The organism is Streptomyces sp. R44, from assembly GCF_041053105.1.
Taxonomy (GTDB): Bacteria; Actinomycetota; Actinomycetes; order Streptomycetales; family Streptomycetaceae; genus Streptomyces.
Window position 1 is genome coordinate 6,751,922 of the sequence record NZ_CP163444.1, and the last position, 23,218, is coordinate 6,775,139.

22 protein-coding genes, 1 pseudogene and 1 riboswitch are annotated in these 23,218 nt (G+C 73.1%); of the genes and pseudogenes, 19 read left to right on the forward strand and 4 right to left on the reverse strand.

The features are described from left to right. Positions 1-8: 8 nt before the first annotated feature. Genes AB5J54_RS31565 through rfbA form a run of 5 tightly spaced genes read left to right on the forward strand, consistent with a single transcriptional unit; the run spans position 9 to position 4,034 of the window. Entirely contained in the window at positions 9-224 is a 216-nt protein-coding gene (locus AB5J54_RS31565) for an acyl-CoA carboxylase subunit epsilon (protein WP_369147314.1), read from the forward strand. A 32-nt stretch (positions 225-256) separates the two neighbouring features. Next, complete coding sequence (locus tag AB5J54_RS31570) at positions 257-742, forward strand: nuclear transport factor 2 family protein (protein WP_369147315.1); 486 nt, start codon at positions 257-259, stop codon at positions 740-742. Beyond that, positions 739-2,136 (forward strand): NDP-hexose 2,3-dehydratase family protein, encoded by a 1,398-nt coding sequence (locus AB5J54_RS31575; RefSeq protein ID WP_369147316.1) that lies wholly within the window; start codon positions 739-741, stop codon positions 2,134-2,136. Before AB5J54_RS31570 ends, AB5J54_RS31575 begins: the two co-directional genes overlap by 4 nt. Next, positions 2,133-3,113 carry a Gfo/Idh/MocA family protein gene (locus AB5J54_RS31580; RefSeq protein WP_369147317.1) on the forward strand — a complete coding sequence of 327 codons (981 nt, stop codon included), beginning with the start codon at positions 2,133-2,135 and terminating at the stop codon, positions 3,111-3,113. Before AB5J54_RS31575 ends, AB5J54_RS31580 begins: the two co-directional genes overlap by 4 nt. Before the next feature lie 51 nt (positions 3,114-3,164). After that, on the forward strand, positions 3,165-4,034 hold the full coding sequence (gene rfbA, locus AB5J54_RS31585; RefSeq protein WP_369147318.1) for a glucose-1-phosphate thymidylyltransferase RfbA: 870 nt from the start codon (positions 3,165-3,167) through the stop codon (positions 4,032-4,034). Positions 4,035-4,080: 46 nt separating this feature from the next. Here the strand turns inward: rfbA and AB5J54_RS31590 are convergent, their stop codons facing one another. Next, positions 4,081-5,253, reverse strand: a complete 1,173-nt coding sequence (locus AB5J54_RS31590; protein WP_369147319.1) for an alkane 1-monooxygenase — start codon at positions 5,251-5,253, stop codon at positions 4,081-4,083. Between the two features lie 138 nt (positions 5,254-5,391). Between AB5J54_RS31590 and AB5J54_RS31595 the strand changes: the two genes are divergently transcribed. The 8 genes and pseudogenes from AB5J54_RS31595 to AB5J54_RS31630 form a co-directional block, all read left to right on the forward strand. Further along, complete coding sequence (locus tag AB5J54_RS31595; protein ID WP_369147320.1) at positions 5,392-5,985, forward strand: TetR family transcriptional regulator; 594 nt, start codon at positions 5,392-5,394, stop codon at positions 5,983-5,985. An 87-nt stretch (positions 5,986-6,072) separates the two neighbouring features. After that, positions 6,073-6,801 (forward strand): DJ-1/PfpI family protein, encoded by a 729-nt coding sequence (locus AB5J54_RS31600; protein WP_369147321.1) that lies wholly within the window; start codon positions 6,073-6,075, stop codon positions 6,799-6,801. Between the two features lie 267 nt (positions 6,802-7,068). After that, positions 7,069-7,275, forward strand: a complete 207-nt coding sequence (locus tag AB5J54_RS31605; protein WP_369147322.1) for a cold-shock protein — start codon at positions 7,069-7,071, stop codon at positions 7,273-7,275. 97 nt (positions 7,276-7,372) lie between these two features. Continuing rightward, a riboswitch (cobalamin riboswitch) is annotated at positions 7,373-7,497 on the forward strand. An 87-nt stretch (positions 7,498-7,584) separates the two neighbouring features. Continuing rightward, a complete protein-coding gene (locus AB5J54_RS31610; RefSeq protein ID WP_369147323.1) occupies positions 7,585-8,631 on the forward strand; it encodes an ABC transporter substrate-binding protein in 1,047 nt (348 codons plus the stop codon). A 17-nt stretch (positions 8,632-8,648) separates the two neighbouring features. Then, positions 8,649-9,665 (forward strand): FecCD family ABC transporter permease, encoded by a 1,017-nt coding sequence (locus AB5J54_RS31615; RefSeq protein WP_369149513.1) that lies wholly within the window; start codon positions 8,649-8,651, stop codon positions 9,663-9,665. Next, positions 9,662-10,474 (forward strand): ABC transporter ATP-binding protein, encoded by an 813-nt coding sequence (locus AB5J54_RS31620; RefSeq protein WP_369147324.1) that lies wholly within the window; start codon positions 9,662-9,664, stop codon positions 10,472-10,474. The genes AB5J54_RS31615 and AB5J54_RS31620 overlap by 4 nt, the downstream gene beginning before the upstream one ends. Continuing rightward, positions 10,459-10,821 (forward strand): ArsR/SmtB family transcription factor, encoded by a 363-nt coding sequence (locus AB5J54_RS31625; protein ID WP_369147325.1) that lies wholly within the window; start codon positions 10,459-10,461, stop codon positions 10,819-10,821. Before AB5J54_RS31620 ends, AB5J54_RS31625 begins: the two co-directional genes overlap by 16 nt. Before the next feature lie 91 nt (positions 10,822-10,912). Continuing rightward, positions 10,913-12,262: pseudogene (locus tag AB5J54_RS31630) on the forward strand (MFS transporter); the annotation flags it as partial. 78 nt (positions 12,263-12,340) lie between these two features. Here AB5J54_RS31630 and AB5J54_RS31635 read toward each other — a convergent pair. Beyond that, on the reverse strand, positions 12,341-13,066 hold the full coding sequence (locus AB5J54_RS31635; protein WP_369149515.1) for a TetR/AcrR family transcriptional regulator C-terminal domain-containing protein: 726 nt from the start codon (positions 13,064-13,066) through the stop codon (positions 12,341-12,343). A 150-nt stretch (positions 13,067-13,216) separates the two neighbouring features. Between AB5J54_RS31635 and AB5J54_RS31640 the strand changes: the two genes are divergently transcribed. The 4 genes from AB5J54_RS31640 (at position 13,217) to AB5J54_RS31655 (ending at position 17,515) form a co-directional block, all read left to right on the forward strand. Then, positions 13,217-14,725, forward strand: coding sequence for an MFS transporter (locus tag AB5J54_RS31640; protein WP_369149517.1), 1,509 nt, complete (start codon positions 13,217-13,219; stop codon positions 14,723-14,725). 132 nt (positions 14,726-14,857) lie between these two features. Further along, a complete protein-coding gene (locus AB5J54_RS31645) occupies positions 14,858-16,099 on the forward strand; it encodes a serine hydrolase domain-containing protein (RefSeq protein ID WP_369147326.1) in 1,242 nt (413 codons plus the stop codon). A 219-nt stretch (positions 16,100-16,318) separates the two neighbouring features. Next, on the forward strand, positions 16,319-16,834 hold the full coding sequence (locus AB5J54_RS31650; RefSeq protein WP_369147327.1) for a hypothetical protein: 516 nt from the start codon (positions 16,319-16,321) through the stop codon (positions 16,832-16,834). 294 nt (positions 16,835-17,128) lie between these two features. Beyond that, a complete protein-coding gene (locus AB5J54_RS31655; RefSeq protein WP_369147328.1) occupies positions 17,129-17,515 on the forward strand; it encodes a VOC family protein in 387 nt (128 codons plus the stop codon). 11 nt (positions 17,516-17,526) lie between these two features. On the opposite strand, the gene AB5J54_RS31660 is transcribed toward AB5J54_RS31655, so the two are convergent. After that, on the reverse strand, positions 17,527-18,699 hold the full coding sequence (locus AB5J54_RS31660; protein WP_369147329.1) for an agmatine/peptidylarginine deiminase: 1,173 nt from the start codon (positions 18,697-18,699) through the stop codon (positions 17,527-17,529). Between the two features lie 327 nt (positions 18,700-19,026). On the opposite strand from AB5J54_RS31660, the gene AB5J54_RS31665 reads away from it, so the two are divergent. Together AB5J54_RS31665 and AB5J54_RS31670 are read left to right on the forward strand one after the other, a co-directional pair. Then, positions 19,027-20,571, forward strand: a complete 1,545-nt coding sequence (locus AB5J54_RS31665; protein ID WP_369147330.1) for a serine/threonine-protein kinase — start codon at positions 19,027-19,029, stop codon at positions 20,569-20,571. A 67-nt stretch (positions 20,572-20,638) separates the two neighbouring features. Beyond that, entirely contained in the window at positions 20,639-21,244 is a 606-nt protein-coding gene (locus AB5J54_RS31670) for a TetR/AcrR family transcriptional regulator (protein WP_369147332.1), read from the forward strand. A gap of 11 nt (positions 21,245-21,255) precedes the next feature. Here the strand turns inward: AB5J54_RS31670 and AB5J54_RS31675 are convergent, their stop codons facing one another. Beyond that, a complete protein-coding gene (locus AB5J54_RS31675) occupies positions 21,256-23,211 on the reverse strand; it encodes an APC family permease (RefSeq protein WP_369147333.1) in 1,956 nt (651 codons plus the stop codon). Positions 23,212-23,218: the final 7 nt, after the last annotated feature.

Consider the following 23,218-nt stretch of genomic DNA (forward strand, 5'->3'; position numbering starts at 1 on the left):
GAGTCCCGATGACCGCTCCCGCGCACCTCGTCCGCGTCGAGAAGGGTGCCCCGAGCCCCGAGGAACTCGCCGCCGTGACCGCCGTCCTGCTCGCCCGCGCCCAGGAGCCGGCCACCGCCGCCGCCGCACCCCGGGCCGTCGCCGGCTGGCGCCGCCTGGAACGCACGGGCGGCTTCGACGGGCCCCGCACCTGGCACTCCGTACTCCCCGCCCGCCACCGCTGACCCGCCCTCCCGCACCGGGAAAGGAACCCGCCATGACCACGACCGCGCCCGGCGAACTCGCCGAACTCCGCGCCACCGTCCGTACCCTCTCCGACCGTGCCGAGATAGCCGCCGTGTGCGAGCGGTACGCCATGCACCTCGACAGGGACCGGGGCAACGACGACTGGTTCGGCCAGGTCTTCACCGACGACGTCCACCTCGTCTTCCCGATGGGCGAGTACAAGGGCATGGAGGGCCTCGCCGCCTTCCAGCAGATGGCCCGCACGACCTTCGCCCGCACCCACCACCTCACCGGCGCCTACGCCATCGACCTCGACGGCGACGAGGCCCGGGTCCGCGCCCACCTCACCGCCTTCCACGTCCGCGAGCCCGCCGAGCCCTCGGCCCACTTCGCCATCGGCGGCCACTACGACGCCCACGTCGTCCGCACCCCGGCGGGCTGGCGCATCCGCTCCTTCGTCTTCGACCTCGTCTGGAACGCGGGCGAGGCCCCCGGCGCGAAGGGCCACTCCCGATGAGCGCCCCCACCCTGACCCCGCGCCGGCCCGCCGGGCTCGCCGAGCGGATCGCGCTCTCGGCCGCCACCACCCGCGGCGCCCACCTGTCCACCGAGGACTTCCACACCTGGCTCGACGGACGCCGCCGCGCCCACACCTTCCGCGTCGACCGGGTCCCCTTCGGCGCCCTCGACGGCTGGTCCTTCGAGGAGCACAGCGGCAACCTCGTCCACCGCAGCGGCCGCTTCTTCACCGTCGAGGGCCTGCACGTCGTCGAGGAGGCCGGACCGTACGGCGACGGCCCGTACCAGTCCTGGCACCAGCCCGTCATCAAGCAGCCCGAGGTCGGCATCCTCGGCATCCTCGCCAAGGAGTTCGACGGCGTCCTGCACTTCCTCATGCAGGCCAAGATGGAGCCCGGCAACCGCAACCTGCTCCAGCTGTCGCCGACCGTCCAGGCCACCCGCAGCAACTACACCAAGGCCCACCGCGGCGGCGACGTGAAGTACATCGAGTACTTCACCGACCCCGGGCACGGCACCGTCGTCGCCGACGCCCTCCAGTCCGAGCACGGCGCCTGGTTCTTCCGGAAGTCCAACCGCAACATGATCGTCGAGACCACCGGCGAGGTCCCCCTCCTGGACGACTTCTGCTGGCTCACCCTCGGGCAGATCGGCGAACTCCTCCACCAGGACAACGTCGTGAACATGGACGCGCGGACCGTGCTGTCCTGCGTGCCCCACCAGGACACCGCCCCCGGCGCCCTGCTCTCCGACGTACGCCTGCTCTCCTGGTTCACCGGCGAGCGCTCCCGCCACGACGTCCGGGCCCGCCGGGTCCCGCTGCGCGAGCTGCCCGGATGGAAGCGGGGCGAGGAGACCATCGAGCACGAGGAGGGCCGCCACTTCAAGGTCGTCGCCGTCTCCGTCCAGGCCGGGAACCGCGAGGTGGCCCGCTGGACGCAGCCACTGATCGAACCCGTCGGCCTCGGCGTCACCGCCTTCCTCACCCGCGCCTTCGACGGGGTCCCGCACTACCTCGTGCACGCCCGCGTCGAGGGCGGCTTCCTCGACACCGTCGAACTCGCGCCCACCGTCCAGTACACCCCCGGGAACTACGCCCACCTGCCCGCCGGCGAGCGTCCCCTCTTCCTCGACCAGGTCCTCGGCGCCGACCCCTCCCGCATCCGCTACGAGGCCGTCCACTCCGAGGAGGGCGGCCGCTTCCTCAACGCCGAGAGCCGCTACCTCCTCGTCGAGGCAGACGAGGAGCAGGCTCCGGCCGACCCGCCGCCCGGCTACGCCTGGGCGACCGCCGCCCAGCTCACCTCCCTGACCCGGCACGGCCACTACCTCAACGTGCAGGCCCGCACCCTGCTCGCCTGCCTCAACGCCCAGGCGGTGCACGCCCGATGACCACCGCAGCCCCCCTGCGGATCGGGGTCCTCGGCTGCGCCGACATCGCCGTCCGCCGGATGATGCCCGCCATGGCCGCGCTCCCGGAGACCGAGGTCACCGCGGTCGCCAGCCGCGACCCGGAGAAGGCCGCCGCGGCCGCCGCCCCCCACGGAGCCGCGGCCGTCCACGGCTACGAGGCCCTGCTGCGGCGCGAGGACGTCGACGCCGTGTACGTACCGCTGCCCGCCGCCCTGCACGCCGAGTGGACCGAGGCCGCCCTGCGCGCGGGCAAGCACGTCCTCGCCGAGAAGCCGCTCACCACCGACCCGGAGCGGACCGCCGCCCTGCTCGACCTGGCGGCCCGCTCCGGGCTCGCCCTGATGGAGAACGTGATGTTCGTCCATCACCGGCTCCACACCGACGTCCGCAAGCTCGTCGCCGACGGCGCCATCGGCGAACTCCGCGCCCTGCACGCCTCGTTCGGCATCCCGCGGCTGCCGGCCACCGACATCCGGCACGACCCCGAGCTCGGCGGCGGCGCCCTCGGCGACGTCGGCGTCTACCCGCTGCGGGCCGCCCTGCACCTGCTCGGCGACGAGCTCGACGTGCTCGGCGCGCACCTCGTCCGGGGCGCCGGCAGCCGCGTCGAGACCGCCGGCGGGGCGCTGCTCGCCACCCCTTCCGGAGTGACCGCGCATCTCGCCTTCGGCATGGACCACGGCTACCGCTCGGCGTACGAACTGTGGGGGAGCGAGGGCCGGCTCATCGTCGAGCGGGCCTACACCCCGCCCGCCGACCACCGTCCGGTCGTCCGCCTGGAGACCCGTACCGGCACCGAGGAACGCCTCCTGGACGCCGACGACCAGGTCCGCAACACGGTCGCCGCCTTCGCCGCCTCCGTACGCGCCGGGGCGGGCGTCGCCCACGACCGGGAGACCCCGCTCCGCCAGGCCCGCCTGCTCGACGCCGTCCGCCGCCGGGCGGCTCCTTCCTGACCGACCCCCCACCGGGCCCCGTGACCAGGGGCCCCGACAGAGGAGAGAACCGTGAAAGGCATCGTCCTGGCCGGAGGCCACGGCACCCGGCTGCACCCGATCACCCTCGGCACGTCCAAGCAGATGCTGCCGGTCTACGACAAGCCGATGATCTACTACCCGCTCTCGGTGCTGATGCTCGCCGGCATCCGCGACATCCAGATCATTTCCTCGCCCGACGACATCGACAACTTCCGCCGTCTGCTCGGCGACGGCGCGCCGCTCGGCATCTCGCTCAGCTACGCGGTCCAGGAGGAACCGCGCGGCCTCGCCGAGGCGTTCCGCATCTCCGCCGACCACATCGGCGACGACTCCGTCGCGCTCGTCCTCGGCGACAACATCTTCCACGGCCCCGGCTTCTCCGCGATCCTCCAGGAGAAGGCCCGGAGCGTCGACGGCTGCGTCCTCTTCGGCTACCCGGTGCGCGACCCCGAGCGCTACGGCGTCGGCGAGGTCGACGCCGACGGACGGCTCCTCTCCCTGGAGGAGAAGCCCGAGCACCCCCGCTCCGACCTCGCGATCACCGGCCTCTACCTCTACGACAACAGCGTCGTCGACATCGCCAAGAACCTCACGCCCTCCGCGCGCGGCGAACTGGAGATCACCGACGTCAACCGCGAGTACCTCGCGCGGGGCAAGGCCGAACTGGTGTCCCTCGGACGGGGATTCGTCTGGCTCGACGCCGGCACGCACGACGCGCTCACCGAGGCCGGCCAGTACGTGCAGATCCTGGAGCACCGCCAGGGCGTACGGCTCGCCTGCCTGGAGGAGGTCGCCTGGCGCATGGGCTTCATCGACCGCGAGGCCTGCCTGCGGCTCGGCGCGCGCCTCGCGAAGTCCCCGTACGGCCAGTACGTCATGGAGATAGCCCGAGCGGGCTGAACCGCCCATGGCGAAACCTGAACCGCCCCTGGCGCAACGGACACGCTCAGCCGGCCGTGGCGCCGTACCGCGCGAGCAGGCGGGCCCGGCGGGACGGCTGGAGGTTCGCGCGGGTCACGTCCCCGTCGTAGTGGGCGAGGACCCGGGGGTCCATGACGCGGCGCCAGAGCGGCGGCACGTACGCGAGGACGATCATCCCCGCGTACCCCGTCGGCATCTCGGGGGCCTCGTCGAAGTGGCGCAGCGACTGGTAGCGCCGGGTGGGGTTGGCGTGATGGTCGCTGTGCCGCTGGAGGTGGTAGAGGAAGACGTTCGAGGCGATGTTGTCGCTGTTCCAGCTGTGGCGCGGGGCGCAGCGCTCGTACCGGCCGCTCGCGGTGACCTCCCGCTTGAGGCCGTAGTGCTCGGTGTAGTTGATGACTTCGAGCAGGCAGAAGCCGAAGACCGCCTGGACCGCGAGGTACGGCAGGACCCCGGGCCCGAAGGCGAGCGCGAGCCCCGCGAAGAGGGCGAACGACAGCGCCCAGGAGCCGAGGACCGTGTTCCGCGGGCTCCACACGGACCGGCCCCTGCGGCCGAGCCGCCGCTTCTCCAGGCGCCAGGCCGAGGTGAGGCTGCCGAGGACCGTCCGGGGCAGGAAGCGCCAGAAGCTCTCGCCGAGCCGGGCGCTCGCCGGGTCCTCGGGGGTGGCGACGCGGATGTGGTGGCCGTGGTTGTGCTCGACGTAGAAGTGGCCGTACCAGGTCTGGGCGAGCGCGATCCGGGAGAGCCGGCGCTCCAGGGCCTCCGTCTTGTGCCCGAGTTCATGGGCGGTGTTGATGGCGATGCCGGCGACCCCGCCGAGGGTGAACGTGAGCCCGATCCGGTCGACGAGGGCGAGGTCGCCCCGGGTGATCAGCCAGCAGCCGAGGACGAGGCCCGCGTACTGGAGCGGGAGGTAGAGGTAGGTGCACCACCGGTAGTAGCGGTCCTGCTCCAGGCGGGCGATCGCGCTGTCCGGCGGGTTGGCGGAGTCCTTGCCGATGAGGTGGTCGACGACCGGGAAGAGCACGTACAGGACGAGGACCCCGGTCCACCAGAACAGACGGAGCCCGGTGGCGTTCACCAGTCCCCAGGAAAGGAAGGGGAAGGCCGGGATGAGCAGGCCGAGCAGCCAGAGCCAGCGCTTGGGGTCGCGCCAGGCGGCGGGGGCTTCGGGGGAGTCGCTGTGCAGGGCCAAGACCGGCTCCTCGGAGAGGTGGACACTTCACATGCGTTCTGTCCATTTGATAGACGGATCCCTTGTGAGGTGTCAATGCTCTGGACGGAGACCGGTGTGCGAGGACGGAGGGGGGTCGGTGGATAAAGTGGGGGCACGATGACACGTTTCCGCGAGAGTGTTCGGTCCCTCCTCCGCGAGCAGGTGCTCGACGCCGCCTACCGGCTCGTCGCCGCCGACGGCTGGGGCGTGCTCCGCATGGCCGCCGTCGCACGGGCCGCCGGCATCAGCCGCCAGACGCTCTACAACGAGTTCGGCTCGAAGGAGGCCATCGGCAACGCCCTGGTCCAGCGCGAGCTGGAGGGCTTCCTCCTCGGCATCCAGCGCGAACTCGACGCCCACCGGGGCGAGCTGGAGGCGGCAGCGGCGGCGGGCGTCGGCTACACGCTCCAGCAGGCCGTGGACAACCCCCTCATCAAGAGCGTCCTGCTCGCCGCGCGCGGCGGCGAGGACGACCTCCTCGCCTACCTCACCACACGCCCGGAGCCGGTCTTCGGCACGGCGATGGCGATGCTCGACGCGTACGCGATCGAGGCCTGGCCCGACGTCGACGAGGAGTCCCGGGGCCTGGCCGTCGAGACGATCGTGCGGCTCACCGTCAGCCACATCGTCCAGCCGGTGGCCGCGCCGGAGGAGTCGGCCCGGCGCATCGCCAGGATCACGGCACGGATCGCCTACCCGGGCGGCACCTGACCGACCGCCGGGAACCCGTGGGCGGTGGCAGCCGACTTCCTCGACGCGACACAGAACGTCGGGCCCTGCCATCCCCTGGGGAGAACCATGAACCGCCGCAACCTGCTCCGCACCACCACCGCCCTCGGTGCCGCGGGCGCGCTGGGAACCAGTACCGCCGCCCACGCCGCTCCCGTCGAGGCGCCGGCCGCGCGCCGCCCGCTCCGCGTCCACCTCGTGCTCTTCGACGGCGTCGAGGAGATCGACTTCGCCGCCCCCTACGAGGTGCTCTCCGCCGCCGGCTTCTTCTCCCGGCGTCCGGTGGACGTCCGGTACGTCTCCGTCGACGGGCCCGGCACCGTCACCGCCGCCTACGGGACGGAGGTCCGCGTCGACCACCCCTGGGCCCCGCGCGAGGCCGACCTGCTCGTCGTGCCGGGCGGCGGCTACGCGCGCCGGGACAGCCCGGGCGTCCGGGCCGAGATCGACCGGGGCACCCTGCCCCGCGCCCTCGCGGCGGCGGTCCGGCCGGGGCTCACCGTCGCCGCGCTGTGCACCGGCGTCATGCTGCTCGCCGCCGCCGGACTGACCCGGGGCCGCCCCTGCACCACCCACCACAAGGCCCGGCCGGACCTGGAGCGGCAGGGCGGCGTCCTGAAGGGGGCCAGGGTGGTGGACGACGGCGACCTGGTGACCGCCGGGGGCGTCACCTCGGGTCTGGAGCTCGCGCTCTGGCTCGTGCGCCGGGAACTCGGCCCCGACGCGGCGAACGGCCTGGAGGCCATGCTCGAGTACGAGGCGCGGGGCACGGTCCGGGTCCGGCCGGACCGGCTCTGACGGACGGCTCCGGCGGACCGGCTTCGGTGGACCGGCTCCGGCGGACCGGCTTCGCGGACGCGGCGAGGCCCGCTGACGGACACGGGGGATCTCCGGCAGCGGGCCTCTGTTGAATATTGTACGAGATCGTTCGGCGTGGTTCACCACGGCCGGCGGCGGTGGCGAAGGGCGGGCGCCCGGGGTACATCTCCCCTGAGGCGCGGACACGGCCCGCCCGGGGCCGGACACCCTCGACCGCGCCCCCCCCGTGCCGACGAGGAGGCCGCCGTGGAAGGCAGAAGCAAAGGGTTCGTGCAGTCCTTCAACCGTCTCGGCGGGTACGGCTTCGTCGTCCCCGTGGGCTCCGAGGAGCAGGTGTACTTCAGCGCCGAGGACATCGAGAGCGAGGAGCGGACGGTCTCCGAGGGGCAGCAGGTCTCCTTCGTCCTGGTCCTCGGCGACGGCCGCTTCGAAGCGAAGGAACTGCGCGTCTGACAGCGGCGGGCGCCCCCGGGTGCGGCGGCCTGCCGGTGGTACTGTGCCGAGGCCAGTCGCACCTTTGTACGCACCTGAACGGGTACGTCCACGGGTCAGGGAATCCGGTGCGAGACCGGAACTGACGCGCAGCGGTGAGGGCGACGGGCGGAGCATCGGCCACTGGGCGGCACGCGAGCCCGGGAAGGCGCTCCGTCCGGCTGACCCCGAGTCCGAAGACCTGCTGGCGGCCCCGGCGGCACGCTGCCGTCCGGGGAGCACCGTACGACAGGCTCCGCGTATGAGCCGTGGACGCAGAGGAAGTCCCCCGTGCCGCTCGCACACCCCGTCCGCTCCGCCGTGCCCGCCCTGGCCGGCGTCCTGCTGCTCCTCGCGACGGCGACCGGCTGCGGGCCCTCCGCATCCTCGTCGAAGGGCGCACCGGAGCGCGGCTACCCCGTGACCCTCGACGACAACTGCGGACGGCAGGTCCGCGTCGACCACGCCCCGCGCCGCGCCGTCGCCCTCGACCAGGGAGCGGCGGAGATCATGCTCTCCCTCGGCCTCGCCGACCGCATGGTGGGCACCGCGACCTGGACGGACCCGGTGCTCAAGGGCCTGGAGAAGGAGAACGCCAAGGTCCCGCGCCTCGCCGACCGCTACCCCTCCTTCGAGAAGGTCCTCGACACCGAACCCGACTTCGCGGCCGCCTCGTTCGCGTACACCCTCGGCAAGGGCGGGGTCGCGCCCCGCGAACGCTTCGAGCAGCTCGGGGTCCCCACGTACCTCTCGCCCACCGACTGCGTCGGCAAGGACGACAGCGGCGACGGCGACGGCGTCCGCACCCGCCCCCTGGCCATGGACACGGTCTACGGCGAGATCCGCGACCTGGCCCGGGTGTTCGGGGTCCCCGAGCGCGGCGAGAAGCTCGTCGCCGGGCTCAAGGGCCGGGTCGCGAAGGCCACGGCGGCGGCCGACTTCACCGACGCCACCGTCCTCTACTGGTACTCCGACGCCAAGGCGCCCTACATGGCGGGCTGTTGCGGGGCGCCGGGGATCGTCACGCACGCGCTCGGCGCGAAGAACGTCTTCGACGACACCCGCGAGGAGTGGCCCCAGGTCAACTGGGAGACCGTCGCGGACCGCGACCCCGACGTCCTCGTCATCGGCGACCTGACGCGCCGGGCGCAGTCCGCCGAGAGCGCGGCGAAGAAGGTCGAGTTCCTGGAGTCCGACCCCGTCACCCGGAACATGACGGCCGTGAAGCACAAGCGGTACGTCCTGCTCAGCGGGCAGGCGATGAACCCCACCCTCCGCACCGTCGAGGGCGTCGAGAAGGTGGCGGCCGCGCTCCGCTCGTACGGTCTCGCCAAGTGACGGCCGCCCGGCGGGAGATCACGTCCGCCAAGGTGCTCCTGCGGGCGGCGGCCGGGATCGCGCTGCTCGGCCTCTCCGTGGCCGTGGCCGTCACCATCGGCCCCGCGGACATCGGCGTCGGCGAGGCCGGTTCCGTGATCGCCGCCCACCTCGGCGGCGACGCCTCCGGCCTCTCGCCGATCCGCGACGGGATCGTCTGGGACCTGCGGCTGCCCCGTACCCTCCTCGCCGCCGTCTGCGGCGCCGGACTCGCCGTCTGCGGGGCGGTGATGCAGTCCCTCCTGCGCAACCCGCTCGCCGACCCCTTCGTCCTCGGCGTCTCCTCCGGCGCGTCCACCGGCGCGGTCGCGGTCGTCGTCCTGGGCATCGGCGGCGGCGTCCTCTCCGTCACCGGCGGGGCGTTTCTGGGGGCGGTGGTCTCCTTCGCGCTCGTCCTGCTGCTCAGCCACACCCTCGGCGGCTCCACGGACCGCGTGGTCCTCGCGGGCGTCGCCGCGATGCAGCTCTTCTCCGCCCTCACCTCCTTCGTCGTGATGACCGCCGCCGACGCCGAGACCACCCGGGGCGTCCTCTTCTGGCTGCTCGGCTCGCTCGCCGGGGCGGGCTGGGGCGACGTGTGGCTGTGCCTCGCCGTCCTCGCGGCGGCCCTGCTCGTCTGCGGCGGGTACGCGCGGACCCTGGACGCCTTCGCCTTCGGCGAGGAGGCCGCCGCCTCCCTCGGCGTCGCCGTCGCCCGGACCCGGCTCGTCCTGCTGTGCGTCACCGCGCTCCTGACGGCCGCCCTGGTCTCCGCCGCCGGCGCGATCGGCTTCGTCGGCCTCGTCCTGCCGCACGCCGCCCGCGCGCTCGCGGGTCCCGGGCACGCCCGCCTCCTGCCGGTCACCGCCCTGGCCGGAGCGGTGTTCCTCGTCTGGGCCGACACGCTCGCGCGCACGGTCCTCGACCCGCAGGAGGTGCCGGTGGGCGTGGTGACCTCGCTGATCGGCGTCCCGGCCTTCGTCCTCGTCCTGTACCGCACCAGGAGCGCACGATGACCGCGACCGCCGGTTCCCCGGGCGCCGGGCTCCACGCCGACCGGGTCTCGCGCACCGCCGGAGACACCGTCGTCCTCGACGGGGTCAGCGTCTCCCTCGCCCCGGGCACCGTCACCGGGCTGCTCGGGCCCAACGGTTCGGGCAAGTCCACGCTGCTGCGCCTGCTCGCCGGCGTCCTCGCCCCCGACTCCGGAGTCGTCACCCTCGACGGCGAACCGCTGGGCGGGCTCGGCCGCCGCGCCGTCGCCCGGCGCCTCGCCACGGTCGAGCAGCAGGCCGACACCCAGACCGACCTGACCGTCGCCGACGTCGTACGCCTCGGCCGCGTCCCGCACCGCAGGGCCTGGACCCCGCCCTCGGCGGCGGACGAGACCGCCGTCCGCACCGCCCTCGAACGGACCGGGCTCACCGACCGCGCCCGGCAGCCCTGGCGCACCCTCTCCGGCGGCGAACGCCAGCGCGTCCAGATCGCCCGGGCCCTCGCCCAGGAACCGCGCGAACTCCTCCTCGACGAACCCACCAACCACCTCGACATCCAGCACCAGCTCGACCTCCTCGCCCTCGTCTCCGGCCTCCGCCTCACCGCCGTCGTCGCCCTGCACGACCTCAACCTCGCGGCGATGCACTGCGACCGGCTCGTGGTCCTCGCCCGGGGCCGGGTGGTGGCGAGCGGCCCACCGGAGGAGGTCCTCACCGAGGAGCTCATCGCCGAGGTGTACGGGGTCCGCAGCGCCGTGACCCGGCCGGGACCCGACGGGCGCCCCCACATCCGCTTCCTGGGTACGGTGGGCCCATGTCCGAGCCCGTAGACCCCGCAGCCGCTCCCTCCCGCCCGCACGAGCGGACCCCGGGACCGCGTGAACTCGCGGCGGCGGCCGAGGTGTTCGGTCTGCTCTCCGATCCCACCCGGCTCCATCTGGTCTGGCTGCTCACCCGGGGCGAGGCCGACGTCACCGCCCTGACCGAGGCGTGCGGGGCCGCGCGCCCCGCGGTCAGCCAGCACCTCGCCAAGCTGCGCCTCGGCGGTCTCGTCACGAGCCGCAAGGACGGCCGCCGGGTCGTGTACGCGATGCCGGACGGACATCTGAAGCGCCTGGTCGTCGAGGCGATCAGCCGGGCGGACCACCAGGTGACCGGGGAGCCCTGGCACGACTGACGTCAACATGTGCGCACGCGTGCACACGTCGGCTACGGTGGAGGTGTCGGAGACAACCAGCCGTCCGCCGTGGCCCACCGGGGGCGCCCCCATGCTGTCCGTCCTGCGCAACCGCACCTACCGGCGCCTGTTCGGCGCGCAGGTCGTCGCCCTCGCGGGTACCGGCCTCGCGACCGTGGCGCTCAGCCTCCTCGCGTACGACCTGGCCGGGGCGGACGCCGCCGCCGTGCTCGGCACCGCCCTCGCCCTCAAGATGGCCGCGTACGTGACGATCGCCCCGCTCGCGGGCGCCCTCGCAGGCCGCGTGCCCCGGCGCACGCTGCTCGTCTCGATGGACCTGGCGCGGGCGACGGTCGTGCTCGCCCTGCCGTTCGTCACGCAGGTGTGGCAGGTCTACGTCCTGATCCTCCTGCTCCAGGCCGCATCGGCCGCCTTCACCCCGGCGTTCCAGGCCACGATCCCGCAGGTGCTCCCCGAGGAACGCGCCTACACGGACGCCCTCTCCCTCTCCCGGCTCGCCTACGACCTGGAGAGCCTGGTCAGCCCCGTCCTGGCCGCCGCACTGCTCACGGTCGTCCCGTACGCCTGGCTCTTCACCGGCACGGCCCTCGGCTTCCTGGCCTCGGCCCTCCTCGTCAGGACGACCACCCTGCCCGCGCCTCCGGAACCCGGAGCGGGCGGTCCGCGCCGGCTCCACGCCAAGGTCGCCTTCGGCGTCCGGCTGCTGCTCGCCACCCCACGGCTGCGCGCCCTCCTCGCCCTCGACCTCGCCGTCGCGGCGGCCGGGGCCGTGGTGCTCGTCGACACCGTGCTCCTGGTCCGTGACACCCTCGGCCGCCCCGCCGGTGACGTCCCCCTCGCGCTCGGCGCCTACGGGGCCGGGTCCATGGCCGTGGCGCTGCTGCTGCCCCGCGTCCTGCGCCGGGCGGACGACCGTGCCGTCATGGTGCGGGCGGCCTTCGTCCTGCCCGGAGCCCTCGTGCTCCTCGCCCTCGGGCTCACCGCCGCGCCCGGCGCCTGGTCCTGGCCCGCGCTGCTCGCGGTCTGGCTGCTCGTCGGCTCCGCCGGCTCGGCCGTCCTCACCCCCGGCGGCCGGGTGGTGCGCCGCTCGGCCGCCGGCGACGACCTGCCGGCCGCCTTCGCGGCCCGGTTCTCCCTCTCGCACGCCTGCTGGCTGCTCGCCTACCCGCTCGCCGGCGCGCTCGCCGCCTGGGCCGGGCCCGCCGTCTCGGCGGCCGTGCTCGCCGCGCTCGCCCTCCTCGGGGCCGTGGGCGCGGCGTGCCTCTGGCCCCGCGAGGACCCGGCCGAGCTGGAGCACGTCCACCCCGAACTCCCGGCCGGCCACCCGCATCTGGCCGGGGTCGGGGCCGGAGCCGGAGCGGGGTCCGGGGCCGGCGGTCGGCACGCGCACGCGTACCACATCGACGCGCTGCACCAGCGGTGGCCGTCGGCACCGGGCCGGGCGTCCGGCCGGGCGTCCGGACGTGCTTCCCGGCCGTGCGTCCGTTCGCGCCTCCGATCAGCGCGGGAGCCGCATCTCCAGACCGTCCAGGACCACGTCGAGGCCGTAGGCGAACTTGGCGTCCCGTGTGGCGGCCGGGTCGACCGCCGCGTGGGCGGCGGCCTCGGCGTACGACTCGGCGAGGTGGTCGTGGTCGGCTGCCGCCTGCTGGGCGGCGGGCATGAGACGGGCGATGAACGCGGCCTCGGTCTCCCCGGAGCGGGCGACCGTGGTGAGCCAGGCGGCCTCGGTGGTGCTCATGCCGATGACGTACGACAGGAGGGTGTCGATCGCCCGGCTCGGCTCGGGGAACCCGGCGGCCGTGAACAGGGCGGCGAGCCGCTCCGAGTACGACATCAGGTTGGGGCCCAGATAGGCGAGCCCCGCCTGTCCGAGGGTCGACGAGAGCCAGGGGTGGCGCAGGGCCGTCGCGCGGAAGGACGCGGCGGCCTCGGTGGCGGCGGCCCGCCAGGGGCTGCCCGCGGGCGGGACGGTGATCTCGCCGGCGACCTCGTCCACGGCGAGCTCCATCAGCTCGTCCTTGGTGGCGACATGGCGGTAGAGCGAGGTGGCCCCGGCGTTCAGACGGGCGCCGAGCTTGCGCATGCTGAGCGCCTCGATGCCGTCGGCGTCCAGCATGACGACGGCCTCGCGGACGATCGCGGCCCGGCTCAGCGCGGGCTGGTCGGGGGCGGCCTGCTCGCGGGCCCATACGGACGGGACGGGGTTCGCCTTGGCGGCCATGGTCCTCCTTCACTGCGACAAGCACTGCGTACGGCGTGCGCATCCAGCGTACAGGTCTCCGGGGTTGCGAACAGTGTGCGCAGATGCGTACAGTGTTCGCATCGAAGGGCGCTCCGAGGGGAGCGAACGAGACCCGAGGGGGAACTCCCGATGGAAAGCCGCAACCCACGCCGCTGGTGGATCCTGGTCGTGCTCTGCCTCAGCACCCTGGTCCTGGTCGTCGACAGCATGGCGCTCACGGTCGCCGTACCGTCCATGACCGAGGACATCGGCGCGAGCGCCCAGGACATCCAGTGGATCCTGGACTCCTACATCCTGGTCTTCGCGGGACTCCTGCTCACCTCGGGCAGCCTCGGCGACCGCTTCGGCCGCCGCAAGGTCATGGTCGTCGGCCTGCTGCTGTTCGGCGCGGCCTCACTCGCCGCCACGGTCTGCACCAGCCCCGGCGAGGTCATCGCCGCCCGCATCACCATGGGCGTCGGCGGCGCCCTGATCATGCCCTCGACGCTCTCCATCCTCATCACCGTCTTCGACGAGGACGAGCGGCCCCGCGCCATGGCCGCCTGGGGCTCCGTGTCCATGCTCGGCCTCGTCGGCAGCCCCGTCCTCGGCGGCGTCCTGATCGACCACTTCTCCTGGCACTCGATCTTCTTCATCAACGTCCCGGTCGTCGCCCTCGCCGTCCTCGCCGCCCTCACCCTCATGCCCGAGTCGAAGGGCCCCTGGCAGAAGCCCGACCCGCTCGGCGCGATCCTCTCCGCCGTCGGCATGACCGCGCTGATCTGGTGGATCATCGAGATCCCGCAGCACGGCGCCTTCGAGGGCCGCTCGCTCCTCACCCTGGCCGTCGCGGTCGTCACCCTCGGCGGGTTCGTGATCTGGGAGAACGTCACCCCCGAGCCGATGGTGCCGCTGGTCCTCTTCAAGCACCGCAACTTCAGCGGCGGTTCGCTCTCGCTGACGCTCGTGCAGATCGCCAACGGCGGACTGCTCCTCGTCCTCACCCAGTACCTGCAGTTCGTCCTCGGCTACTCGCCCGTCAAGGCCGGCCTCGCCTTCGTCCCGCTCGCCGTCGCCGCCCTCATCGGCAACGGCGCCGGCGCCGGCCTCGCCGCCAGGATCGGCAACCGGCTCCTGATCCTCGCCGGCATGCTCGTCATGGCCGCCTCCTTCGCCCTGCTCACCACCGTCGACGCCCACTCCGGCTTCACCGTCCCGGCCATCGCCCTCGGCCTGCTCGGCCTCGGCGCCGGCCTCGCGATGCCCGCCGCCGTCGGCGCGCTGATGAGCACCATCCCCCAGGAGAAGGCCGGCGTCGGCTCCGCCCTCAACGACACCATCCAGCAGGCCGGCACCGCCCTCGGCATCGCCATCCTCGGCTCGCTCCTCACCAGCACCTACTCCTCCGAGATGCCGGCCGACGCCCCCGAGCAGGCCAAGCAGTCCATCGGCGGCGCCCTGGCCGCCGCCCAGGGCGACGCCGGACTGATCACCGCCGCCCGGGACGCCTTCACCTCCTCGATGTCCACCACCTTCACCATCAGCGCCATCGGCGTCCTCGCGGCGGCCGTCCTCGCCACCCTGGTCATGCGGAACACCAAGCCCGCCGCCGGAGCCGACGAGGCCGAGGAGACCGAGGGGAAGGAACTCGTCGCCTGACACCCGGCCCCACGGAAGAGCCGGCACCCCCAGGGGTGCCGGCTCTTCCACCTGCCCCAGATGGATGCCTCTCGCCCCGACTGTGGAGTGTTCGACCGGGTCACGGGGGCTCTTCCGGCCATAGTGCGGCCCATGACCCCCACCACCCCCAGCAGGAACCGGGCCCGCGCGGCCCTCCTCTGCGCCGCTCTCCTCGCCCTCACCGTCCAGACCGCTGCCGCCGCCCCCGCGGTCACATCGGACCCCGGCGGCCCCGGACATGGCGGCCGGGACTGCGTGCGGACCGAGCGGCCCCTCGACGGCAAGGCCCGCCGGATCCTGGACATCACCCGCAAGGCCAAGGCCGACCTCAAGCTCAAGTCCGTCGAGCTGCGCGTCACCATCGACGGCCGCGAGGTCGTCACCGACGCCCTCGGCGAGTCCATGACCGGCGTCCCCGCCGAGCCGGACATGCACTTCCGGGCAGGCTCCGTCGCCTTCGCCCACATCGGCACCGCCCTCCTCCAACTGGTCGAGGAGGGCAGGGTCGACCTCGACGACACCGTGGAGCAGTGGCTGCCCACCGTGCCGAAGGCGGACCGGATCACCCTGCGGATGCTGGCCACCAACACCACCGGACTCCACGACTACGTCACCGACCCGGCCTTCGACGCCGAGCTGACGGCGCACCCGTTCCGCCAGTGGACCCCGGCCCAGCTCCTCGCGTACCCCTACAGCCACTCCTTCTGGTACGAGCCGGGCAAGAGCTGGAGCTACTCCCACGCCAACTACCTCCTCCTCGTCGCCGCGCTCGAGAAGATCACCGGCACCCGCATCGACGAGCTCGTGAGGGAACGCGTCACCGGCCCCCTCGGCATGCGCGACACCCGGAACAACTTCACCCCCGACATCCCGCGCCCCGTCCTGCACGCCTTCACCTCGGACCGCGGCTTCTACGAGGAATCCACCTTCTGGAACCCCTCGTGGACCACCGCTCCCGGCGCGGTCATCACCACCCACATCTGCGACCTGGCCACGTCGGCGCGGGCCATCGGCAGCGGCGAACTCCTCTCGTACCGCTCGTACCGCACACTGCTCGACCCGGGCACGGTCGGCCTCGGCGGCGCGTCCGCCACCTGCCCCGCCTCGATCTGCCTCAAGCAGACCGAGGCGAAGCACTTCGGCCTCGGTGTCATCGTCGTCAACGGGTGGGTGCTGCAGAACCCGTCGTTCTCCGGGTACGCGGCGATCCAGGCGTACCTTCCGTCGAAGGGGCTCGCCCTCGCGGTCTCCGCGACGAAGAACCCCGGCACCCCCGACGGCAACATGGCCGAGGTGGTCGCCCAGCGCATCGCGGCCGCGCTGGCCCCGAACGACCCGCTGGCGATCACCTGATCCATCGTCAGGAGCGTGACGAGGCACGCCCGGTCCCGGGCGAACCGGGACCGTACCGTGCCCCTGGGACTCCCCGCGACGCGGCCACGCCGGCCTCGGGGGGATGCGGGCCCGGCAGCCGGTGCCGTCCGCACCTTGCCGGGATCCGGCATGACGTACGCCAGTGGATCCCGGCTAGCGTGCCCGCGGCGCATGGGGTGCCGGTGAAAGGGGGGCGTGATGTTTCTGCTGGTGTGGGGGGTGTTCGCGACGGCCTTCGGCTGGGTCGTCGCGACGGATTTCCGGGGTGCGGCCCGCCGCCTGCACGCGATGTCCCGCGCGGCCACGCCCTTCGGGGGCGCCGGGACATCGACCCCGGGAGTCGGCTTCCTCCGTCTCCTGGCGGGAGTGTTCGCCCTGGTCGGTCCCGTAGTCCTGGGCTCCGGGCTCGTCGGCCTGTGGCGCGGCGAGGAGGGGCCGGGGAAGATGCCCGCGCCCCCCGTCGAGTTCGTCGTGGTGGAGGCGCTCGTCGCCGGTGTCTTCCTGTGGAGGGCATGGCGCCGCTCCGGCCTGCTGCGCCGCGCGTGGGACGCCGGCACCGGTCCGCGGCGGGCCGCCGTGGCCGGCCTCACGACGGCGTTCCTCGCCTTCGTCGTGACGCTCGGCCTCGGCTGGGGGACCTGGATGATGACGAGCTGGCTGGTCGGCGGCCTGTGCGGGGTCTCTCTGCTGGTGGGCGGTCGCGGGCAGCGGTGAGGTCTCGCCCGGGTGGGCGAGGTGCGCCCGGACCCCGCTGTCCAGCGGCACGACGGCCCCTCGTCGCCGGGCGGGCGCCAGGACGCGCCGGTGAGGGGGTGACGGGGGGACGACCAGGACGGCGGGGCGTGGCCGGGCTCGCGCCGACGAGCAGCGCGAGCCCGGCCCGCTGCGCGGGGAGCAGTCGGAGCGGGGTGCCGGGAGGAGTCGTACGCGGGGCGTGTCGGCTCCCGCGCGCCGGCGGGCAGGTGGTTACGTGGCCGCGAACCCGTCGAGCCCAGCGAGGAGAACACCATGCGGATCCACGTGACCAGCGTCTTCGTCGACGACCAGGACAAGGCCCTGAGCTTCTACACGGAGAAGCTGGGCTTCGTGAAGAAGACCGAGGTCCCCCTCGGCGACTACCGCTGGCTGACCGTCGTCTCGCCGGAGAACCCGGACGGCACCGAGCTGCTCCTGGAGCCCGACGCGCACCCCGCCGCCAAGGCGTACACGAGGGCGCTCGTCGCGGACGGCATCCCGGCCACCTCCTTCGCCGTGGACGACGTCCGCGCCGAGTACGAGCGGCTGCGTGCCCTCGGTGTCCGCTTCACTCAGGAGCCGACGGAGGCGGGCCCGGTCACCATCGCGGTGCTGGACGACACCTGCGGCAACTTCATCCAGATCGTCCAGCTGTCCTAGCCGTCCCGCGATCAGGCGGCCGGCTTGCCGGGCTGGTCGTGGGTCGAGCAGTGGATGCCACCGCCGCCGGACGCGATCGTGTCGATCGGGATCTGCACGACCTCGCGCTTGGGGAAGTGGTCCTGGAGGATGCCGCGGGCGCGGTCGTCGGCCTTCTCGTCACCGAACTTCGGCATGAAGACGGAGTCGTTCGCGACGTAGAAGTTGGCGTACGTCGACACGAAGTCGTCGCCCTGGCCGGTGATCCGGTCGAGGTCGGGCTGCGGCAGGTCGATGATCTCGAAGCGCCGGCCGCGGGCGTCGGTGGCCTTCTCCAGGACCGCGCGGGCCTGGTCCGCCGAGCGGGACCAGGAGTCCGGGGGAGTGCCGGGGAAGGCCTGGTCGAGCAGGACCACACCGGGCGCGGTGAACCGCACGAGGCTGTCGACGTGCGCGTCGGTGATGTCCTGGCCGCGGACGCCCGCGAGCCAGACCACCTTCTCCACGCCGAGCGTCTCGATCAGCTCGTCCTCGATCTGGTCCCGGGTCTTCCCGCGGTTGCGGTTGTTGTTGACGATCGAGCTCTCGGTGACGAGGAGGGTGCCCTCGCCGTCGGTCTCGAAGGAGCCGCCCTCGGCGGTGAGCGGCGCCACCTCGCGGGGGATGCCGTACTTGGCGAGGAGCCTGCGCCCGACCAGGGCGTCGTTGTCGTGCGTCTGCTTGTTGCCCCAGCCGTTGAAGTTGAAGTCGATGCCGACGAGCTCGCCGTCGTCCTCCACGAAGACGGGGACGATGTCGCGGGCCCACAGGTCGTCGACGGGCATCGGGATGACCTCGACCTGCGAGCCGCAGGCCTTCTGGGCCGCGGCCTGCTGGGCCGGGCGGGCCATCATCACGACCGCCTCGTACTCGGACACGGCCCGGGCGATGCGGGCGATGTCCTCCCGTACGGAGGGGAGCTCCTCCCCCCAGACGGAGTCGAGCGCCGGCCAGGACATGAAGGTCCGGGTGTGGCTCTCCCATTCGGCGCCGAAGCGGCGCACGCCGTCCGCGGTGGGGGAGGCCGGAGTGCGGCTCGTGCCGGGGGCGGTACCGCCCTGCGCGGCCTCCTCGGGGCCGCAGGCGGCCGCGCCGAGGGCGAGGGCTCCGCCGATTCCGGCGAAGGCCCGCAGGGCGGTGCGGCGGGAGGGGGAACGGTGGGACACGGTGTACTCCGATCATGGGCTGGCGAGACTGTCCGGCGGCGGGCGGATCGCGTGACGCGCGCGGCGGCGGGAATCGCGGGCCTGGCCTCACACGGTGGCGGGCGCCCGGGGACGGGCGTCGCGGGAGGCGTGAGTGGGGGTGGCCGTCGACGCCACTCTGACACTGACCGGATTTTCAGTCAAATGGCCGCACCGTACGGCGAGCATGGTGTCGCCCGGTCGGCGCAGGGGTCCTCGGACGCGTCCGCATGCACTTTGATCAGCCCTTCCGTACCGATCCGTCCCTCTCGTATTGACTGAAACTTTGGTCAACGGCACGATCGAGCCATGTCCTCCACGTATCCACCCGGGCCGCGGCCGGCCCACGCGCCGCCGACGCCCGACGACCCCCGAGAGATCGGCGGCTACCGGATCCAGGCCCGGCTCGGCGCCGGTGGCATGGGTGTCGTCTACCTCGCCCACACCCCGGGCGGGCGGCCCATCGCCCTCAAGGCGGTGCGCGAGGACTTCGCCGCCGACCCCGAGTTCCGGCGGCGCTTCGCCCAGGAGGTCGCCAGCGCGAGCCGCATCCACGGCCTCTTCACCGCGCAGGTGGTGGACCACGGAGCCGACGACCGCGTCCCCTGGCTCGCCACCGCCTACGTCCCCGGCCCCTCCCTCCAGCAGGTCGTCGAGCGCCACGGCCCGCTCCCCGTCCGTACGGTGCTGCTCCTCGTCGCCGGGATCGCGGAGGCCCTCCAGGCCATCCACAGCGCGGGCGTCGTCCACCGCGACCTCAAGCCGGCCAACGTCCTGATCGCCGAGGACGGCCCCCGCGTCATCGACTTCGGCATCGCACGGGCCGCCGACGCCACCGGGCTCACCGGCACCGGCCTGCGGATCGGCACCGCCGCGTACATGGCGCCCGAGCAGGCCCTCGGCCTCGCCGTGACGCCCGCGACCGACGTCTTCGCGCTCGGCGCGCTCGCCGCGTACGTGGCCGGGGGCGCGCTGCCGTTCGGCACCGGCCCCGAGTCGGCCGCGCTGTACCGCGTGGTCCACGAGCCGGCCGACCTCTCCCACGTGCCCGCCGAGCTGCACGCCCTCCTGGAACGCTGCCTCGCCAAGCACCCCGAGGAGCGCCCCGCCCCCGCCGAACTGATCGCCGCCGCGCACGCGCACCCGGCCGTCGGCCCCGCCCCGGAGTTCACCGAGGGCTGGCTGCCGGGCGCGGTACGACGGGAGCTGCCGGGCGGGTCCGGCTGGGGGGCGCCCGACTCCACCCGTACGCCGGCGCCCACGCTCCACGACCGGCCCACCCACGTCGCCGCGGCCGTCCCCGTACCCACGCAGCGGGTCCCGGAGCCCCGCCCCGGGGACGACCGCACCCCGGCCGAACCCCCCTCGCGCCGGTCGCGTCGCCGTCGCGGGCGTACGGCCCTGATCGCGGGCGCCGCCGTCGGCCTGCTCGCGGTCGCGGCCGGGGCCGTGTACTACCTCGACGGGACCGGGGAACCGTCCTTCACACCGGGATACGCCGACGTCGAACTGACCGCCGCCGACGACGGGTACGAGTTCGACCTCGGCGCCGGGAAGGTGGTCCCCGCCGAGTCCTCCGACTGGTACCTGACGCGCGAGAAGGGGGCCTTCGTGCTGCCCGAGGAGGCGGACGCCTTCGTCGCCTCCGGATACGTGCTGAGCGCCGAGGACTGCGAGCGGGGCATCGAGACGGAACCCGTCACGAGCCTCCCCCTCGACGACCTCGGCGACGACCGGCCCTTCTGCGTCCGCAGTCCCGACGCCCGGCGGCTCGTCATCGCCCGGCTCGTCGAAGGAGCGCCGGGCCAGGGCCCGGTCACCGTGGTCCTGAGCCAGTACCGGAAGGACGGCTGAGCGGACGGCGGGCGGACGGGCGCCATGGTCGATCACTCCGTGCGCCGCTCCGGATAGGGTTCACGGCATGGCGTCTCGTAGTACTCAGATCCTTGAAGCGGCCGCCCGGGTGATCGCCCGGCGCGGGGTCCGAGGGCTCCGCGTGGAGGAACTGGCCGCCGAGGCCGGGGTCTCCACCGGCCTGATCTACTACCACTTCAAGGACCGCACCGGAATCCTGCGCCACACGCTCGAGTTCATCAACGACCGCGCCGAGCGCTACACCACCGAGCGGGGCGCCGACGCCGAGCCCCTCGGCCCGCGCGAGGAGCTCGACCAGGTCCTCCTCCTGGAGCTCCAGGACATCCCGGTGGTGCGGGAGAACAGCTCGGCCTGGGGCGAGCTGCGGGCGAGCGCCGTCTTCGACCCCGTCCTGCGCGAGGACCTCACCCGCGCGACCCTGGTGTGGGTCCAGGAGGTGGCCGGGCTCCTGGGGCAGGTGCGGCCCATGGCGTCCGCTGCCGCGCTCGCCGCCGCGGCGGAGCGGCTGACCGCCCTCCTCGAAGGCCTGAGCATGCGCTGGCTGAGCGGCGGCCTGATGATCGACCACGCGCGCACCCTCATGCGGGAGGCCGTCGAGGTGGAACTGGCCCGGCTGGGCGGGCCCTCCGAGGAGCCCGGCCCGCGCCCGTAGGACGTCCCGGCTCAGCCGACGTGGACCCGCGGGCGCAGGTCCCGGTCCGACTCCGCCTCCCGCAGGACCTCGCGGGTGACCGGGGCGACCTCGCCCTGGCCCAGGAGGAAGAAGCGGAGGAAGTTCGCGAAGGGGTTGCCCTCGGTCCACTCGAAGTAGATGTGCGGGCGGACGCCGGTGACGTCGCGCGCGTGCAGGAGGAGGGCGGCCAGCGCGTTCGGGATCGAGGACGACTCGACGGTGAGGACGCGGTAGCGGTCGTGCATGACCTCGCCGCGTACGGTCAGGCCCGCCTCGAACTCCGAGGGGTCGGTGACCGTCACCTCGATGAAGACGAAGTCCTCGGTGGTCGGCAGATCGTTGTCGGCGCGGATCTGCTCGATCTTGTCGCGGTACTCGGCGATGTCCCGGTTGTCCGGCTCGTTCGCGATGAACCGGGGCGTGCGGCGCGAGATGTCCTGGATGAACCGCTCGGCCATCTCGTCGAGATCGATGTGGGTGACCCGCAGCTCGAAGGCGCGGCCGAGCCGGGAGAGGAGGGAGATGAGGATGATGCCGGCGATGAAGCAGGCACCGATCTTCACGCCGTCCGGGCGCTCGATGACGTTGACGACGGTGGTGTAGAGGAAGACGGCGGAGATGACGCCGAAGCCGATCGTCCAGCCGCGCTGGCCGGCCTTGCGGGCGGCGATCGTCACCGCGATGGCGGCCGAGCAGATCAGGACGAGGACACCGGTGGCGTACGCGCCGCCCTGGGCGTCGACGTCGGCGTCGAAGATCCACGTCACGAGGAAGGCGACCAGGGTGAAGACGATGACCATCGGACGCACCGCGCGGGCCCAGTGCGGGGCCATGCCGTACTTGGGCAGATAGCGCGGCATCAGGTTCAGCAGGCCGGCCATGGCGGAGGCGCCCGCGAACCAGAGGATCGCGATGGTGGAGATGTCGTAGATCGTGCCGAAGGTGTTGCCGAGGTACTCGTGGGCCAGATAGGCGAGGGCACGGCCGTTGGCCTGGCCGCCGGACTCGAACTCCTTCTCCGGGATGAGGACCGTGGTGATGAAGCTCGTGCAGATCAGGAAGACGCTCATGATCAGCGCGGCCGTGGTCAGCAGCTTCTTCGTGTCCCGGATGCGGCCCGTGGGCTTCTCCTCGGTGTCGCCCGGGTCGCCCTGGACGTGCGGCATGACGGCGACGCCGGTCTCGAAGCCGGACAGGCCGAGCGCGAGCTTCGGGAAGACCAGCAGGGCGACGCCGACCATGGCGAAGACGTTTCCGTGCTCGGCGGTCAGGGCGGCGGTCCAGTCGGTGACCACATGGCCCTCGGTGAGGACGTGCCACAGGCCGCTGATCACGACGACCACGTTCAGGGCGAGGTAGATGCCGACCAGGAAGACGGCGACGCCGACGGCCTCCAGGAAGCCCTTGAGGAACACCGCACCGAGCAGGGCGATCAGCACGAGCGTGATGATCATCTGCTTGTTGTGCAGCGCCTCCTCCAGATGCGGGTTCTCGACGAGGTGGGTGGAGGCGTCGGCCGCCGACAGGGTGATGGTGATCAGGAAGTCGGTCGCGGCGAAGCCGAGGAGGGTCAGGACGAAGAGCTTGCCCTTCCAGAAGGACAGCAGGCGCGACAGCATCGCGATCGAACCCTCGCCGCGCGGGCTCTCCTCCGCCACCCGCCGGTAGACGGGCAGGGCGCCCGCCAGGGTGACGATCACCAGGACGATCGTCGCGACGGGCGAGAGCAGCCCGGCGGCCAGGGCCGCGATGCCGGGCTGGTAGCCGAGGGTGGAGAAGTAGTCGACACCGGTCAGGCACATCACCCGCCACCAGCGCTGCCCCTGGTGCCCGGCGTCCGCGGCCGGTTCCTTGGGGCGCGAGGGCTTGCCCTTCCCCATGTCGGAGAGGCCCTCCAGCATCCACGCGCGCAATCGTCCGGAGCGGGCGTCCTGTTTGGTGGCCATCGGGTGT

Bases quoted from the DNA above. Each gene is read 5' to 3' on its own strand.
- AB5J54_RS31665 (WP_369147330.1), top strand. From the start codon at position 19,027: ATGTCCTCCACGTATCCACCCGGGCCGCGGCCGGCCCACGCGCCGCCG.
- AB5J54_RS31655 (WP_369147328.1), top strand. From the start codon at position 17,129: ATGCGGATCCACGTGACCAGCGTCTTCGTCGACGACCAGGACAAGGCC.
- AB5J54_RS31645 (WP_369147326.1), top strand. From the start codon at position 14,858: ATGACCCCCACCACCCCCAGCAGGAACCGGGCCCGCGCGGCCCTCCTC.
- AB5J54_RS31575 (WP_369147316.1), top strand. From the start codon at position 739: ATGAGCGCCCCCACCCTGACCCCGCGCCGGCCCGCCGGGCTCGCCGAG.
- AB5J54_RS31570 (WP_369147315.1), top strand. From the start codon at position 257: ATGACCACGACCGCGCCCGGCGAACTCGCCGAACTCCGCGCCACCGTC.
- AB5J54_RS31635 (WP_369149515.1), bottom strand. From the start codon at position 13,066: ATGGCCGCCAAGGCGAACCCCGTCCCGTCCGTATGGGCCCGCGAGCAG.
- AB5J54_RS31670 (WP_369147332.1), top strand. From the start codon at position 20,639: ATGGCGTCTCGTAGTACTCAGATCCTTGAAGCGGCCGCCCGGGTGATC.
- AB5J54_RS31595 (WP_369147320.1), top strand. From the start codon at position 5,392: ATGACACGTTTCCGCGAGAGTGTTCGGTCCCTCCTCCGCGAGCAGGTG.
- AB5J54_RS31565 (WP_369147314.1), top strand. From the start codon at position 9: ATGACCGCTCCCGCGCACCTCGTCCGCGTCGAGAAGGGTGCCCCGAGC.
- AB5J54_RS31625 (WP_369147325.1), top strand. From the start codon at position 10,459: ATGTCCGAGCCCGTAGACCCCGCAGCCGCTCCCTCCCGCCCGCACGAG.
- AB5J54_RS31640 (WP_369149517.1), top strand. From the start codon at position 13,217: ATGGAAAGCCGCAACCCACGCCGCTGGTGGATCCTGGTCGTGCTCTGC.
- AB5J54_RS31650 (WP_369147327.1), top strand. From the start codon at position 16,319: ATGTTTCTGCTGGTGTGGGGGGTGTTCGCGACGGCCTTCGGCTGGGTC.
- AB5J54_RS31675 (WP_369147333.1), bottom strand. From the start codon at position 23,211: ATGGCCACCAAACAGGACGCCCGCTCCGGACGATTGCGCGCGTGGATG.
- AB5J54_RS31620 (WP_369147324.1), top strand. From the start codon at position 9,662: ATGACCGCGACCGCCGGTTCCCCGGGCGCCGGGCTCCACGCCGACCGG.
- AB5J54_RS31580 (WP_369147317.1), top strand. From the start codon at position 2,133: ATGACCACCGCAGCCCCCCTGCGGATCGGGGTCCTCGGCTGCGCCGAC.
- AB5J54_RS31600 (WP_369147321.1), top strand. From the start codon at position 6,073: ATGAACCGCCGCAACCTGCTCCGCACCACCACCGCCCTCGGTGCCGCG.